The organism is Vibrio sp. D173a (genome assembly GCF_030248475.1).
Genome location: NZ_JAHGAH010000018.1, coordinates 1 through 14,510, shown reverse-complemented (window position 1 = coordinate 14,510; position 14,510 = coordinate 1). Strand labels below are relative to the sequence as shown.

Genomic DNA, 14,510 nt, shown 5'->3' with positions numbered 1-14,510 from the left:
GGCATGAGAGTTTTCACTCTGGCTTTTCATATCGTGCGCTACGACAAAGGTAATTGACGTATCATTCTTTGCACGTCATTCCCGTATTTGACGCGTTGGCGAGTCTCCTCTAGAGAATACAACTGGGTCTTTCTTGCTTCAGGGTTTGCACTTCTTCCTTCCGTCACCATACTCTCTGCTGATGACTTCCCGCTATCTAATCTTCCCGGGATGGTTTTAACCACTGACCAACCAAGACTGCCGATAGAACGTGCGGTCATGATGCCTTGGTAGATTGTGTAGCCACGAGCGCCTACTTTTACTTGGCCAAGCAGAATCTTAGTAAAACCACCGTGAATCGGAGGAGGCGTATAAGTCATGGTTTTGCCACCTTGTACCATCTTGGTTGCAATAACCTGACCTTCCGAGCTGCCGATCCTCATCGCTGGGTTTGTTTTGCGTGCCCATTCAAGGTTGTACTCGCCGGATGGGCGAATCTTGTTCCATAGTCGAGAACCAAGCCCCGGTTGAGTGACATCTTCTAAAGCCCCGCCTGCTCGTACCCAACGTAAGTTTTGTACCGATTTGAAAGCCGAATAGCCGCCACTGACCACGCCAATAATGTCAAATGGAATGGTGGCGATATCCAGCTTACGTGAGATGTCGCCGTCATCAATGATGCCTGACGCAAGCTGGAGCGCACCACTGGTCATGCCTGCAATGCCACCGATGATACCAGCAGCAAGAACCAAGCTTGAGCCTCCGGTTGGGGCCGCAAGCGCAATCCCGACAATCCCCGCAATGATACCGAACGCACCAAACAAGATTTTACTGATGTTCAAGTGGCCACTTGGGTCAGTAAAGTTAATTGGGTCGTTGTGACAGTATACGTAAGCGTTGTGCACGCCCTCGCTAAATGGCGCCAGACTGTCTGGAGCGTTAAAGCGCATCAACTTCGGCTGATAGACACGATAACCTTGACCTAGGTGATAACCCTCAAGTACCGGATCCAACCATTCGCCGTTAAAGCCTAAGTGTGAAGGGGAGACCGTCATCGATTGTGCCATTGCAAGACGCACAGAAGTTGGCAGTAATGAAATGCCACCAGCCACAGCACTGGTTTGGCCGATTTTAATCAGAAACTCACGTCGATTAAGCGGAGTAATGAATACAGAATCTTTATTGCTCATTGGTATTTCCCACCTGTTCGCGTTGTCCATATGGAGAGTAGCGGTACATCGAGCCAGTTTGACCAGCTGTGTTGGAAGCGATAACAGAGCCGTTTTGATCGGTTGCTAGCATAGAGACAACAGAACCTTGCTCTGACCATTTCGGCACGCCATCATCGTAGATGTAGTGAGTGACGCTGCCATTTTCTTCGATAGACGCGAGATCACTCCATAAATACTCAAATTGACGACTTTCGGAGCCAGAATGTTGTCGGATTAGGCGATCATTACTGTCGTATGAGTATTGCCATTCTGTATTGCCGGACAGCACGCTAGTGAGTTTGTCGAAGTGGTCGTAACGAAGCTCTCGACCTTCGGCATCCTGAATCATGTTTCCGTTCTGGTCATATTTCAGTACGGTTTGACTAGGAAGTTGAGGGTGCGTGTGAGTGATGCGTGTTAACTGTGTTGGATCATCCGCTTCGTAGTAATAATTCGCGAAGTCTTGGGACTCGTTGGTTGCGCAGCGTTGAGTCAACATATTGCCTAGGTCATCGTGGCTCCATTCAAGGAATACGATAGGCTGCCTCCAATCACTGAGCGGACCATTACCTGAGAAATCGACGCGCTTTAGCTGCGAGAGTGAATCATAGGTGTACGTCTCCGTTACCTTGCCCTGCGTCGCACATTCTTTTTCGCTAGAGCGAAGCAAACCAAGTTCGTTATAGTCTTGAGACTGCTCAAAGATATAAACGTCGTTGAGTGCCACCGCGCGATTGATTTCGCGACTGTATTCATCCCATTCAATCTCGGTGATTTGTGTTTGATTGCCGGACGTCAAACGCTCTTCAGTAACGCGATCAAACTGATCGTATTCGTATTCGACAGTGGCGTTATCCGTACTTAGTTTGACCAATCGACCAAGCTCATCGTAGCCAAACTGACGGCTATCACGCGCACCTTGAATGGAGGAAATCACGCCGCCTTTTGAGTAAGCATATTGGCGGATACTTCCATCATGCTGTTCAAACTCAGGTAGGCCTGTTGAGGAATACGTGATCGTGCTGCGACTGCCATTGTTATCTTGGCTGCCGGTTGGTAGTCCAGAAACAGGATCGTATTGGTATGTCGTTAACTGATCGCCGGATTCTTTCTCGTTGAGAACACCTAATTGATCATCACGAGTAAAACGTCTTGTTGGCGCGGACAAGCTGGTTTCCGTTTCTGGAATATTACTGCTGTCTGCGTACGTCCACGCTAAAGAGGCTTGATTGCTCGCCCCTCGGCGAAGCTCAAGAGGTCGTCCCAACCCGTCGACGTCACGCTGACCAACGATCTGCGAACCGATCTCTAGTTTGGTGACTTGTGTTTGAACAGTATGCGCTGCGTAGGTGATCTGCTGAGCCACATTGTTAGCTTGAGTAATATGAATCGCACGATCAAACTTATCGTATTGATAGCTTTTCGATTGACTCGCAGGATCGGTTTCTTTTTTCAGTCGACCCCAAGCGTCGTATTCATAATGCCAAACACGATCACCCTGTTGCTTCCTATCTTCCAATCCCCAACTGTTTAAATTGCTAACTGTTAACGCTAAGCCCTCAATGCCTTGTGTTTTTTGGCGGCTTGCGAGGTTGTTAAACGCAATGTGACGATTGCCATTCGGCAGCGTAGTGGCTTTCACCTGACCCCAATCGTCGTATTCATACCTTTCGGTTTGAGTGACAGAAATCGAGCGTGCATTTTTATCGGGAAGATCATCAAATGAGCTCTTGCTTTCTAGGCGGCCGAGCGCGTCGTACTCTTTCTTCCAAGTGGTTGTGTTGCCTAGTTTCGCTTCTAACTCTCTGCCTTGGCCATCCCAACTCTGTTCGCATAAGTTGCCTTTACAGTCTGTCAGCACCAAAGTTTGTCTAGCTTGGGTTGTGTCGACAAGATATTGGTATGAGCGTGCTGCACTACCATCAATACGTTCGGTTTTAGTACGACGTAGCGAGTCATATTCAAAGCTACAGCGAACACCATCTGCGTCCACGTGATGAGCGATTTCGCCGATATCAAAATAATGGCCGACAACGACGTTAGTTTTGGTGTTGTCGTGGCAAACCAGTTCTTCATGTTCCTCGACCGTCTCATTGCCCAAGGTGTACTGATAGCTTGAGGTTTTTGAGAAGGTACCATCTGCATGCATGATATCGTTCTTGATTGATGCTAAACGACCTAGAGAAAACGCCTTGTTTTTATCCTCGTGGTAGCTGTAATGGCTTTGGTAGCGGTCATGAGCATTTTCTAAGCGCAGTACGACATCCTTTTGGTTGTTGAAACCAGTCGTTTCACCGTACTCATACGAGATCTTACGTTCTTCAGATCCATTACTTAGGGTGCGAGACTTCACAAAGTTCACCATGCCAGAAGGCGAAGCAGGGCAGCCAGACTCCCCTTTTGACGAGTAATATTCATAAAACTCAGTGATGTTGTTTTCATCTTTGAAAGACAACATGTTGCCGTATTGATCGTAATCCCAATGACGAGTTTGTAGGTGGCTATCTTCACCCGATGACCACTTCTGCTCTTCTTTGTTGATTAAGGCATACTGAGCTGGCTGGTTGGCAAAATTCTCATTGTTACGCGCGGGATAGCCAAGCGTCTTGAGGTGAACAAGTTCATTGTTTACTAGGCGTTCTTCTGTAACCAGCAAGTGGAATTGGTTGTAGGTTTGAATGGTCTTAATCGTCCCACCTTCCACTTTTTGTACTTGGTATGCGTATTCGAACCCACGTTCAAGAAGGTTATCGATACCTTCACCTAAACTGCCGCCCTGAACGCCGTAGCCCATAAAGTTGCGGCTATCGGAATTTACGCGGTCATACTCCGTCGTAATAATGGGCGAGTTTCGAGTCAGCACACGATGAGAAGTCACTGCTGGGAGGTAAGTGTTGGTGTTGACTCTGCTCCCATTTGCTTCATAGGCAAGTTGCTCAAGCATCCCACAAGGGTGGGTGACACTCTGAATTAGGTTATAAGCCCCAATCGTTTTGTAGCCAAAGTCATAGCTACCTGCATCTTCAGATAGGTTACATTGAACAAGGTTATTATTGTTCAAAATAAGGCTGAAATACGCTTCGTGTGCACTGCCAATGTTGGTGAAAATATTCACTCTGCCCGGATTCACGTGGACGATAAGCAAAAGTGGTTGGCTCTCAGATGTGCGGTCATCCCAGACTTTGTTCAGGCGTTTTTCTGAGCCGATGTTTAACCAAGAAAAATGCAAAGCATGGCCATCACTTTGAATGATTTTAATTAGGTTACCGTGATCATCTAAGATGTCTTTACGACCATTTCGATAAGTAATTTCATAACCGCTGGCATCGGCTTTTACGGAGAAATCGAGCAGCTTCTTGTAGCGGAGATCAAGTTTGTAGTTTGCACCTAATTCAGCTCGGTAAGACTGTCCATTCGCAAGATGCAGTTGCTTATTTTTTAGATCGTATCTTGGAATGTTTAACTTCCAACCTTTGCCGAAGCCTAGGTTATCTGTCGAGTAGGGAGAAAATTGCAGAGCGATATCAAGGTTAGGGCCTTTTAGCCAGTTGCCGACTAAGGAACCGAGAAGAATTTGATAGGAGTAGCTTCTTGTTCTTTGGTCTACGCCCCCTGAACAAAAACTATCAAAGTTAAACGCATTTGAAGTCCAATTAGACATAGTGCCTCCTTTAAGGCGAAAGTTAGCCCAGCGAGTGTGGGCTAACGTTTTTCTAAGGCCGAGAAATTATTGGTTAACTAGGTTCCATTTGGTGTAATCCCACTTCTGACCACCGCCGCTAAATTGGCTTTGAGGGTAAGTCAGTTTAAGACGCGCTTTGTTTCCGTACTGGTCATAAGCGGTGAAGCGGTATTCTTTTTGAGAGTCATTAATTGATGTGTTACCAGAGAAAAGCAGCTGACTTAGCGTCACAGAACGCAGCTTTTGGTTAACGCGCCACGTTGCTGTGCGACCTTGGCCAGCGGCGCTGTTCCATACGTATTCGTCTGAAACCGTGCGCTCTCGCCCTGGTTCAAAGATGTAGCCTTTGACTGAGCGGAATCCGTTTGGACAATCGCCGTAACAGCCAAGCCATTCGTCTCGTAAAAAGACCTTGTCGTTGTTCGACTCTTCCCAGTTATCCATGGCAACTTTGGTCATGGTGATGGAAGTGTCTGTTGGTGTGATGTAGAAGTTACGAATTTCTGCCTTTTCAAAGTAGAAGCCGTCACCGTCGTCTGTCCAAACTCTTTCACCTGTACCAATGTCTGCAAACTCAGAAGCGCTGTACTCTTTAGGTTGCACACCTTGGTAGAGCGCACTTTCATCGTATGGGTAGGCACAGCTGTCGTAGACGTTGCCACCCTCGAACTGGATTTGTGCACAAACTTGGCGATATTGAGCGGTTTCGTTGCCATATACCCAAGCTGTCAGCTTGTTGGATGCCGTTGAAAGAACGCGTGAGTTAGGAAGGCTTTCAGCACTGCGATACGCGCCGCTGATTTGGTGTGCGTAGTCATTCTCGTTGTATGTGTAGCCCCAACAGTCGCGGCCATAGCTACAGTCTTTGTCTCTGCCTAGTTGGACATCATTGCTCTTTAGGTAAAACGAAATCGAATTCTTTACTTCGTCGTTGCTTACCGTCACTGGTTGACCGTATCGGTCAGCGAAGGCAACCGTGACATTCAGCTTTGATTGCATTTTCCCATTCGCATAAAAAGGCATCGGGGCACCAAGGCTTTCATTGTGGTCAGCGCTGAGTGTGATCGACGAAACCTCATAGCTGCTATTAATTGCCGCGAACGTTGATGCGGAAAGTAGAGTTAATGGCAGTGTGATGAATAAATTCTGCTTTAAATTGCCCATTATTATTCCCTCATGGTTGGAATCGTATTCAATACGATTCCTTTTTTGGTTGTTATTAATTTCTTTGTTATTTAGGTGTTTTCGACTTTGTTTCTAACTTAATTAGAGATTCTTGAGCCTCTTGTCAGTACATCGTCGAGGTCAGATTAAGGGGGAAGTTATGGGGTTTGCAAAAAGGGCAGTTCGGGTTTTGTTTGAAATGGTATTGAAAATTTATAACATTAAAAATCAATAACTTGATAATTTATTCTTGAGTTGTATTCAGAGTGATTCAAGACTCAATAGTCGTTTTTTAAATTCTTGATGGCAACTTCAATTCTTTTTATAAAAAGAGGTTTTGATATTTGTTGTCAGCCGAAATTTAACGATTTTTTCCTGATTTAATTATCAATTAAATTGTTTAATATGCGAGCGTAATAGCCTCACTTTTATGAATGTTTTTATTTTTTTGCCAACGGATTGTTGAACTGAGAAATAGTATTTTGACGAAAGTTACGAGAGCAAATAATCTTGTTAGTCTGCTTTGGTTAAAAAAACAGCAAATACTTACAGCGGAAGAGAAAGGTGTGTGCTCAGTTATTGGAAGAGATAACCATTCTAGTACGGGGATATCGAGAATAAGCTGGGCTAGCATTTTTTGACAAATCTACTCGATAAGGTGAGCAATACCCTTTACCATAACGGCAAATTCATTAGCTCGTAATTACTTATGTCTCTACCTCCTTGCCCAAATTGTAACTCAGAATACGTTTACCCAGACCAAGACCATCTTGTTTGCCCGGAGTGTGCTTACGAGTGGAACCCGACTCAGGCGGCAGACGAAGATGCCGTAAACGTGAAGGATGCCAACGGCACGTTGCTGCAAGAAGGTGATAAGGTCACGTTAGCGAAAGACTTAAAAGTAAAAGGCAGCTCGCTGGTACTTAAGATCGGCACCAAAGCGGTTATTCGTCGCATCAAAGACGGCAAAGATCATCAGCTCGACTGCAAAGTTGATGGCGCTGGCGAGATGATGGTGACAGCGCAGTTTGTAAAGAAAGCGTAATTTAAAGTCACTCGGAACCCAACTTTCCAACAGCCTCAATAGCGATATTGAGGCTGTTTTCTTTCTGTTTCATCATTCCTTAGTATGTGTCTCAAAAGCCAGCCACACATTTGCCCTTTGGCGTGCCATTCTTAATCTTGTTTGATTCGTTTTTTATCTTTGTAGGGAAGGGCATGAAGGAATACGCACCGGAGTATACGAAAAAAGAAAAGCTGATACGGCTCGTTGCGATAGGCATCATTGGTGTGGCTTTTGGTGCATGGTTCAAGTTAAAGGGGTTGCCCTATTTGGTGTCTATTACTGTGGAACCTCAGTGTTTTGAGTTTTTGGGTATGCAAGGCGCGGAGTTTTTGGCGCACTTACTGCTTTTCTGGATGCCACTTTCCACGTTTTTGCTCGCCTCTTTATTTATGTTACCTCCAGGTGTGCGCGGCTTAATCGATGGCCAGTTTCCACCCAAAGGTATGAAGGTATTCAGGCCCACTGTGATTCGAAGGGGCAAGCTTGGTACGTTCAAATCGTTGGGCCATTTCCTGTTACCGCTATTGTGTTTGGGCTTCTCCGTGTGGGGCTACTCGAAAGTTGAACCCATGATGGCGATATTTCAATCTAATCAAAATGTCCAGTTGTGCTCTAACTGATTTTCGAAATTATTCATTTGTGATCTCGCTTCCTAGGAGAATCGTTCGATAAATCAGTTGGTTGTTCGATTTAAAAGGTTTGTCGTAAAGATAGAAATTATTAGAAAGCGTTGCATTGCATAAGCAATTTTATGAGGTTTTTTTTTGATAAAATTAGGGCTGATTTGAATAAAAATAAAGGTATCTATTCATGTTCAGCAACCTGTCTATCAAGCAAAAGATAGTGCTCCAACTATCTTTGATGATTGCATTACTGACCATTAGCTCGGTATTAAATGTCCTCACGATGTGGAAACAAACGGAGTTAAGCAACACTCTCAATGAGCAAATCATTCCAAACCTATTCACAATAGAAGATGCCTACCGCGATCTTTATCAAGCGACTTCTGCTATCCAAGCCTTAGCGTTGGCAGAAACACAGCAAGAGATCGACCATCACCTTTTTGAATATAAAGACAATGCTTACAAAGCCTTACCACGAATGCAGAAAGCGCTCGAACTGACTCAAGCTGGTCTTCTGCCTGCCCATCAAACAATGGAAATTAATAAGCTTGTGTCATTAGGTCATAAATGGCTCGATAGCTATGAAGAGATGATTCACAGCCCGCAAGCACAATGGCCAAGTTACTACAGCGAGCACAAAGGACTATTTGATACCCAGTTTGTTGCCGTTCGCAAGCAGTTAAACGTGGTTAAAGATGCGATTGAAGTTAAGCAAAAGGCGTTGAAGTCGGAGATCAATGCAGCAGGTCTGCGTGCAGAGTTCATTCTAGAGGCGGGCATTGCCATCGTGATCATCGCGGCACTGGGTATGATGGTATTGCTGCTTAAAACCGTGGTGAAGCCAATCAACGATATCAAAGAGGCGATGGTGCAAATTGCCTCTGGTGAAGGCGATCTAAGTCAGCGTATTAACATCCATTCTCAGGATGAAATCGGTCAATTGGCTGGTGGTTTTAACCAGTTCGTGACTAAGATCCAAGCGACGGTGTCACAAGTAGTAGAAAGCTCGAACACGCTTCGTCATGAAATGAGCAACTTGAACTTTCTTACGTCGACGATTGCTAGCTCAACCGTTGATCAGCAACGTGACAGTGAAGCCGTGGCAGCGGCAGTGCATGAAATGCAGGTGACCAGCCGTAACGTAAGTGATAGCGCGACAGAAGCGGCATTAGCAAGCCAAACGGCGAATGAAGAGCTGTCCAATACTAACGTGATTTTGGAACAAACTGTCGCTGCGATTCGTGATCTTGCGGGCGAGATTGAGAGTGCAAGCCAAGTGATTAATACGTTAGACAGCGATGTGAGTAACATTGCGTCGGTATTGGACGTTATCCGTGGTATCGCTGAGCAAACCAACTTATTAGCGTTGAATGCAGCGATCGAAGCGGCACGTGCGGGTGAACAAGGTCGTGGTTTTGCTGTGGTGGCGGATGAAGTGCGTTCCCTAGCAAGCCGCACGCAAAAGAGCACTGGCGAGATCCAAACCATGATTGAGAAGTTGCAAGCGGGTGCATCTCAAGCAGTGGAAGTGATGCAGGGCAGCAAAACTAGCAGCGAAGACACCATTCAATCTGCGGGTTTAGCGACAGAATCGTTGGCTGAAATCCTAAACGCGATTGCTCGTATGAACGAGATGAACACCCACATTGCGACAGCAGCAGGTCAACAAAGCTCAGTGAGTGATGAAGTGAACAGCAACGTTCAAGGCATTGCAGACAGCAGCACGTCAATAGTGGATGTGGTGAATCAAGCGCAGCAGTCACTTTCTATGCTATCAGAGCAAACTCAGCAGCTAGACAAACAAGTTAGTCAGTTCCGCGTTTAATATTTTTACCTGATCGTTGTTAAATATTAATAAAACCCACAAAAGGTGGGTTTTATTAATTCTAGCTCTTATCTCTATACAGACTTTCTTTGTTACGAATTCTTTCGTTTTGTCTACTCTTTTTTCTTGTTTTTATTGAGAGAAATCTGATTTCGATTGCTCACAGAAAATTTATTTTTCCAATAAAAAAGAGGCTGAATTGAGATATCAATAACAGCTTTAGAACAAACATTTTTGTCTATCGTAAAGAGCGGTAAATTTTGTTGTATGTACAACATTGAGTAATTATCATCCCGACTAATATTTGCTGACTTTTTATTGAGTCGCGTTTTTTAGTTAGGAAGAGAGAATTTTCATGACACGTAGAACCACGCTATCGCTCTTGATTGCGTCGAGCTTATTATTGGTCGGGTGTGAACAGAGCCAAGAAGGACAAGCGCAAGGTGGCCCAGCGCCGACACCAGAAGTAACGGTAATGACGGTTGAACCTGTTCGCCAAGCGCTAACAGTAGAACTACCGGGTCGCAGCCGAGCGTTTAAAGAGGCAGAAGTTCGCCCTCAGGTAACGGGTATTATTTCTGAGCGTAATTTTGAAGAGGGTGGTGTGGTTGAGCAAGGTCAATCGCTTTACCAGCTCGACGATTCTACGTTTCAAGCCGACCTACTAAGCGCAGAAGCTGAACTGATCCGTGCGCAAGCATCTGAAGAATCAACCTACTCAACAGTTCGTCGTTACCGCGCGTTGATTACGAAGAAATCGATCAGCCAACAAGATCTCGATGAAGCAGAAGCAGCTTACAAAGAAGCGAAAGCGCAAGTGTTGGTAGCGAAAGCGAGAATCAACACGGCGAAGATCAATCTGTCTTACGCACAAGTGAAAGCACCAATCAGCGGTGTGATCAGCAAGTCTAACGTAACGGCGGGTGCGCTGGTAACGGCAAACCAAGCGGCGACGTTAACAACTATCCAACAGCTAGACCCAATCAATGTTGATATCGTGCAATCTTCTGCTCAGTTACTCCGTTTGAAAGCAGCGATGTCACAAGGTCATCTGCAAAAAGACGAGTCCGCTCAAGTGACACTAACGCTTGAAGACGGTTCGACTTACGCACACAAAGGCACCATGAAGTTTACTGAAGTGAACGTAGACGAAAGTACGGGCAGCGTAACGCTACGTGCAGAATTCGCGAACCCAGATGGTTTATTGCTACCAGGCATGTTCGTGCGCGCAACGGTAACAGTAGGTGTGGACCCTGTGGCGATTCTTATCCCACAGAACACAGTTACGCGTGACGCAACGGGTAAAGCCTCAGTAATGACGGTGGGTGCAGACAATAAGGTGTCTATCACTCCAGTGACGACGGCTGAGTCTATTGGTAACCAATGGCGCATCACAGAAGGTTTGAAAGTGGGTGATAAAGTCATCACAACCGGCCTACAGATGATCCAACCGGGTAACCCAGTGACCATCCAATCAGGTGAGCAGGCATAATCATGGCACGATTCTTTATCGATCGTCCGGTATTTGCTTGGGTACTTGCGATTCTGACCATGTTGGCGGGCGTGATGTCTCTGTTCAACTTGCCGGTTTCTCAATACCCGACGATTTCACCGACCACGATCTCTATCAATGCCCGTTACCCTGGTGCTTCTGCGAAAACCGTAGAAGACTCAGTGACTCAGGTTATCGAGCAAAACATGACGGGTCTGGACTACCTACGCTACCTAAACTCGAGCAGTGATGCGTTTGGTAACGCGACCATTACGCTGACGTTTGATAGCGAAGCGGATCCAGATATCGCGCAAGTTCAGGTGCAAAACAAACTGCAATTGGCGATGACATCACTTCCGATGGAAGTACAAAGCCAAGGTATCATCGTAAACAAATCCAACACCTCATTCTTGATGGTTGTGGCGGTTTACTCTGAAGCCCCTGACTTTACGGAAAATGACATTGGCGACTTTGTTGTTACCAATATTCAAGATCCGATCAGCCGTGTAACGGGCGTAGGTCAAGTGCAAGCGTTTGGTTCTCAATACGCAATGCGTGTTTGGCTAGACCCATTCAAACTGACGCAGTTCAATCTAACGGCAATCGACGTCGCGAACGCTATTCGTGAGCAGAACGCACAGGTTTCTTCTGGTCAGTTAGGTGCAGCGCCTGCTCAGTCTGGTCAGTTGCTTAACGCGACGATTTCTTCAGCAAGCCGTCTAACCAGCGTGGCTGAATTTAGAAACATCATTCTGAAATCAGAAGCGAACGGTTCGAACGTTTACCTGAAAGATGTGGCACGTGTTGAGCGCGGCGCAGAAAGCTACGATATCAAAGGTCAGTACAATGGCTTCCCGGCAGCAGGTCTTGGTATCTCACTAGGTACTGGTGCGAACGCGCTAGAAACAGCAGAAGCAGTAAAAGAACGCCTTGGCCAGTTAAGTGCGACTTTCCCTGATGGCTTGAAGATCGCTTACCCGTTTGAGACAACGCCATTCGTTGATGCGTCGATCAAAGAAGTAATCAAGACACTGCTTGAAGCGATCGTGTTGGTATTTTTGATCATGTACCTGTTCTTGCAGAACTTCCGTGCAACGATCATCCCGACGATTGCGGTTCCGGTGGTATTGTTGGGTACGTTCGCGATCCTTTACGCGACCGGCTTTAGTGTTAACACCTTAACCATGTTTGCTATGGTTCTGGCAATCGGCTTGCTGGTGGACGATGCGATCGTTGTGGTAGAGAACGTGGAACGTGTAATGCACGAAGACGGTCTCGTTCCAAAAGAAGCAACCAAGAAGTCAATGGGGCAGATCACTGGCGCGCTAGTGGGTGTTGGTTTGACGCTGTCTGCGGTATTCGTACCGATGGCGTTCATGTCTGGCTCAACTGGTGTTATCTACCGTCAGTTCTCTATCACCATCGTAGCGGCGATGACGCTCTCGGTATTGGTGGCGATCATTCTTACTCCGGCACTTTGTGCTAGCTTGCTGAAGAAAAGCGATGCAGAGTTTTCGGATAAGAAAGGTTTCTTCGGCTGGTTCAACCGTAAGTTTGATGCGGCAACGGCGGGTTACGAAGCGGGCGTAGCGAAAATGCTAAAACGCACTGGTCGTATGCTGTTGGTATTCGCAGCAATGAGTGCGGGTGCAGGTTGGTTGTTCATGAACCTACCGACGTCTTTCCTACCGGATGAAGACCAAGGTACTGTGTTCTCAATGGCAATTTTGCCACCGAACTCGACTCAAGAGCAGACTGAAAAGACACTAGAAAAAGTCCGTAACTACTTCCTAGAAGAAGAGAAAGACAACGTTGCGTCAGTGTTCTCGGTTGCGGGCTTCAGCTTCGCGGGTCAAGGTCAGAACATGGGTATGGCGTTTATCGGTCTGAAAGATTGGTCAGAACGTGAAGCTCCGGGTTCGGATGCGGCTTCGTTAACTGGTCGTGCGATGGGTTACTTCTCAACCATTAAAGAAGCAATGGTGTTTGCGTTTGCGCCACCGGCGATTCAAGAGTTGGGTAACGCGACTGGTTTCGACTTCTATCTACAAGACTCAACCGGTAACGGTCATGAAGCGCTTGTGGCGGCTCAATACCAAATCCTAGGTATGGCAGCACAAAACCCGAAACTGGTGGGTGTGCGTCCAAACGGTCAGGCAGATGCGCCGATGTACCAAGTGCATATCGACCACGTGAAATTGCGTGCGCTTGATGTGAGCATTAACGATGTAAACCAAATCCTAGCTTCGGCATGGGGTGGTGCGTACATCAACGATTACATCGACCGCGGACGCGTGAAAAAGGTAATGGTACAGAGTGACGCAGAACACCGCATGCAGCCGAAAGATTTCGACTCATGGTACGTGCGTAACTCACAAGGTGAAATGGTGCCATTCTCGGCATTCGCAACGGGCGAGTGGACTTACGGTTCTCCGCTATTGCAACGCTTTAACGGTCTACCTGCGATGAACATCCAAGGTGGCGCGGCTCCGGGCGTAAGTACTGGTGAAGCGATGGCAGAAATTGAAGCCATGGTAGAAAAATTGCCTCCTGGCTTTACGGTGAACTGGAACGGTATCTCTTACGAGGAACGTCTGTCTGGTAACCAAGCGCCAATGCTTTACGCGCTGTCGATTCTGGTTGTCTTCCTTGTACTAGCAGCACTTTATGAGAGCTGGTCAGTACCATTCGCGGTTGTACTTGTAGTGCCTCTGGGTGTGCTAGGTGCGGTACTTGCGGTCATGACTCGCGGTATGGATAACGACGTATTCTTCCAAGTTAGCTTGTTGACCACTGTTGGTCTGGCAACGAAGAACGCGATCCTTATCGTGGAATTCGCGAAGGAATACTACGAGAAAGGCGCGGGCTTGATTGAAGCAACGTTGCATGCGGTACGCGTCCGTCTTCGTCCGATCATCATGACCTCGCTTGCGTTTGGTCTTGGCGTAGTACCGCTAGCGATCAGTGCGGGTGTAGGCTCTGCGGGTCAGAACGCGGTAGGTACAGGTGTACTTGGCGGTATGGTAAGTGCGACCTTGCTTGGTATCTTCTTCGTGCCGGTGTTCTTCGTTGTGGTTGAGCGTTTGTTCGACCGCCGCGCAAGAAAAGAAGCACAAAAAGAGCAAGTGGAATCTACTTCACAACCAACGGCAAGCCAAGAGTAGGACTTAGCGCTAAAGACTAAGTTATACTATTGCTAATAAGTACAAGAAAAGGGCGCTGCGGCGTCCTTTATTTTTGGATTCAATTGGATAGTTTGGGTTTGAAGTGAAATATTGAGCCAAGAGCGTGTGGGAGTTAGATTCCTGATCTCGCCTAGGCTTGTCGGAATGACGGGGTATTGTTCTCTCGGTTATGTTTCTCGTCATTCCCGAAAGCGACGAAGGAGCGCAGTCGGGAATCTCTTGTAAGCACAGGGCCGTTGGCATTGTTGTGCTTAACGAGTGTTGAAAGAGATCCCCAACTCGC

Annotated in this window: 8 protein-coding genes; 5 read left to right on the top strand and 3 right to left on the bottom strand. The window is 46.7% G+C overall.

Annotation, left to right across the window (positions count from 1 at the left end; all coding sequences use genetic code 11):
* Nucleotides 1-38: 38 nt before the first annotated feature.
* The 3 genes from KIV40_RS03090 to KIV40_RS03080 form a co-directional block, all read right to left on the bottom strand.
* The gene (locus KIV40_RS03090; protein WP_043882966.1) at nucleotides 39-1,169 is read right to left on the bottom strand and encodes an RHS repeat-associated core domain-containing protein; all 1,131 of its coding nucleotides are present in this window, start codon (nucleotides 1,167-1,169) and stop codon (nucleotides 39-41) included.
* On the bottom strand, nucleotides 1,159-4,851 hold the full coding sequence (locus KIV40_RS03085) for an RHS repeat protein (protein WP_285347932.1): 3,693 nt from the start codon (nucleotides 4,849-4,851) through the stop codon (nucleotides 1,159-1,161). Before KIV40_RS03085 ends, KIV40_RS03090 begins: the two co-directional genes overlap by 11 nt.
* Before the next feature lie 66 nt (nucleotides 4,852-4,917).
* A complete protein-coding gene (locus tag KIV40_RS03080; protein WP_045378006.1) occupies nucleotides 4,918-6,036 on the bottom strand; it encodes a hypothetical protein in 1,119 nt (372 codons plus the stop codon).
* A 709-nt stretch (nucleotides 6,037-6,745) separates the two neighbouring features.
* On the opposite strand from KIV40_RS03080, the gene KIV40_RS03075 reads away from it, so the two are divergent.
* The 5 genes from KIV40_RS03075 (at nucleotide 6,746) to KIV40_RS03055 (ending at nucleotide 14,206) form a co-directional block, all read left to right on the top strand.
* Nucleotides 6,746-7,081, top strand: coding sequence for a zinc ribbon domain-containing protein YjdM (locus tag KIV40_RS03075; RefSeq protein ID WP_005426222.1), 336 nt, complete (start codon nucleotides 6,746-6,748; stop codon nucleotides 7,079-7,081).
* 173 nt (nucleotides 7,082-7,254) lie between these two features.
* Nucleotides 7,255-7,722, top strand: a complete 468-nt coding sequence (locus tag KIV40_RS03070) for a hypothetical protein (RefSeq protein WP_041853205.1) — start codon at nucleotides 7,255-7,257, stop codon at nucleotides 7,720-7,722.
* Between the two features lie 190 nt (nucleotides 7,723-7,912).
* Nucleotides 7,913-9,550, top strand: coding sequence for a methyl-accepting chemotaxis protein (locus KIV40_RS03065; protein ID WP_285347931.1), 1,638 nt, complete (start codon nucleotides 7,913-7,915; stop codon nucleotides 9,548-9,550).
* A gap of 355 nt (nucleotides 9,551-9,905) precedes the next feature.
* Nucleotides 9,906-11,042, top strand: coding sequence for an efflux RND transporter periplasmic adaptor subunit (locus KIV40_RS03060; RefSeq protein WP_285347930.1), 1,137 nt, complete (start codon nucleotides 9,906-9,908; stop codon nucleotides 11,040-11,042).
* Nucleotides 11,043-11,044: 2 nt separating this feature from the next.
* A complete protein-coding gene (locus tag KIV40_RS03055) occupies nucleotides 11,045-14,206 on the top strand; it encodes an efflux RND transporter permease subunit (RefSeq protein ID WP_012127569.1) in 3,162 nt (1,053 codons plus the stop codon).
* Nucleotides 14,207-14,510 lie beyond the last annotated feature (304 nt).

Coding starts and splice junctions, on each gene's coding strand:
- KIV40_RS03090 (WP_043882966.1), bottom strand. CDS start 1,169: ATGAGCAATAAAGATTCTGTATTCATTACTCCGCTTAATCGACGTGAG.
- KIV40_RS03085 (WP_285347932.1), bottom strand. CDS start 4,851: ATGTCTAATTGGACTTCAAATGCGTTTAACTTTGATAGTTTTTGTTCA.
- KIV40_RS03080 (WP_045378006.1), bottom strand. CDS start 6,036: ATGGGCAATTTAAAGCAGAATTTATTCATCACACTGCCATTAACTCTA.
- KIV40_RS03075 (WP_005426222.1), top strand. CDS start 6,746: ATGTCTCTACCTCCTTGCCCAAATTGTAACTCAGAATACGTTTACCCA.
- KIV40_RS03070 (WP_041853205.1), top strand. CDS start 7,255: ATGAAGGAATACGCACCGGAGTATACGAAAAAAGAAAAGCTGATACGG.
- KIV40_RS03065 (WP_285347931.1), top strand. CDS start 7,913: ATGTTCAGCAACCTGTCTATCAAGCAAAAGATAGTGCTCCAACTATCT.
- KIV40_RS03060 (WP_285347930.1), top strand. CDS start 9,906: ATGACACGTAGAACCACGCTATCGCTCTTGATTGCGTCGAGCTTATTA.
- KIV40_RS03055 (WP_012127569.1), top strand. CDS start 11,045: ATGGCACGATTCTTTATCGATCGTCCGGTATTTGCTTGGGTACTTGCG.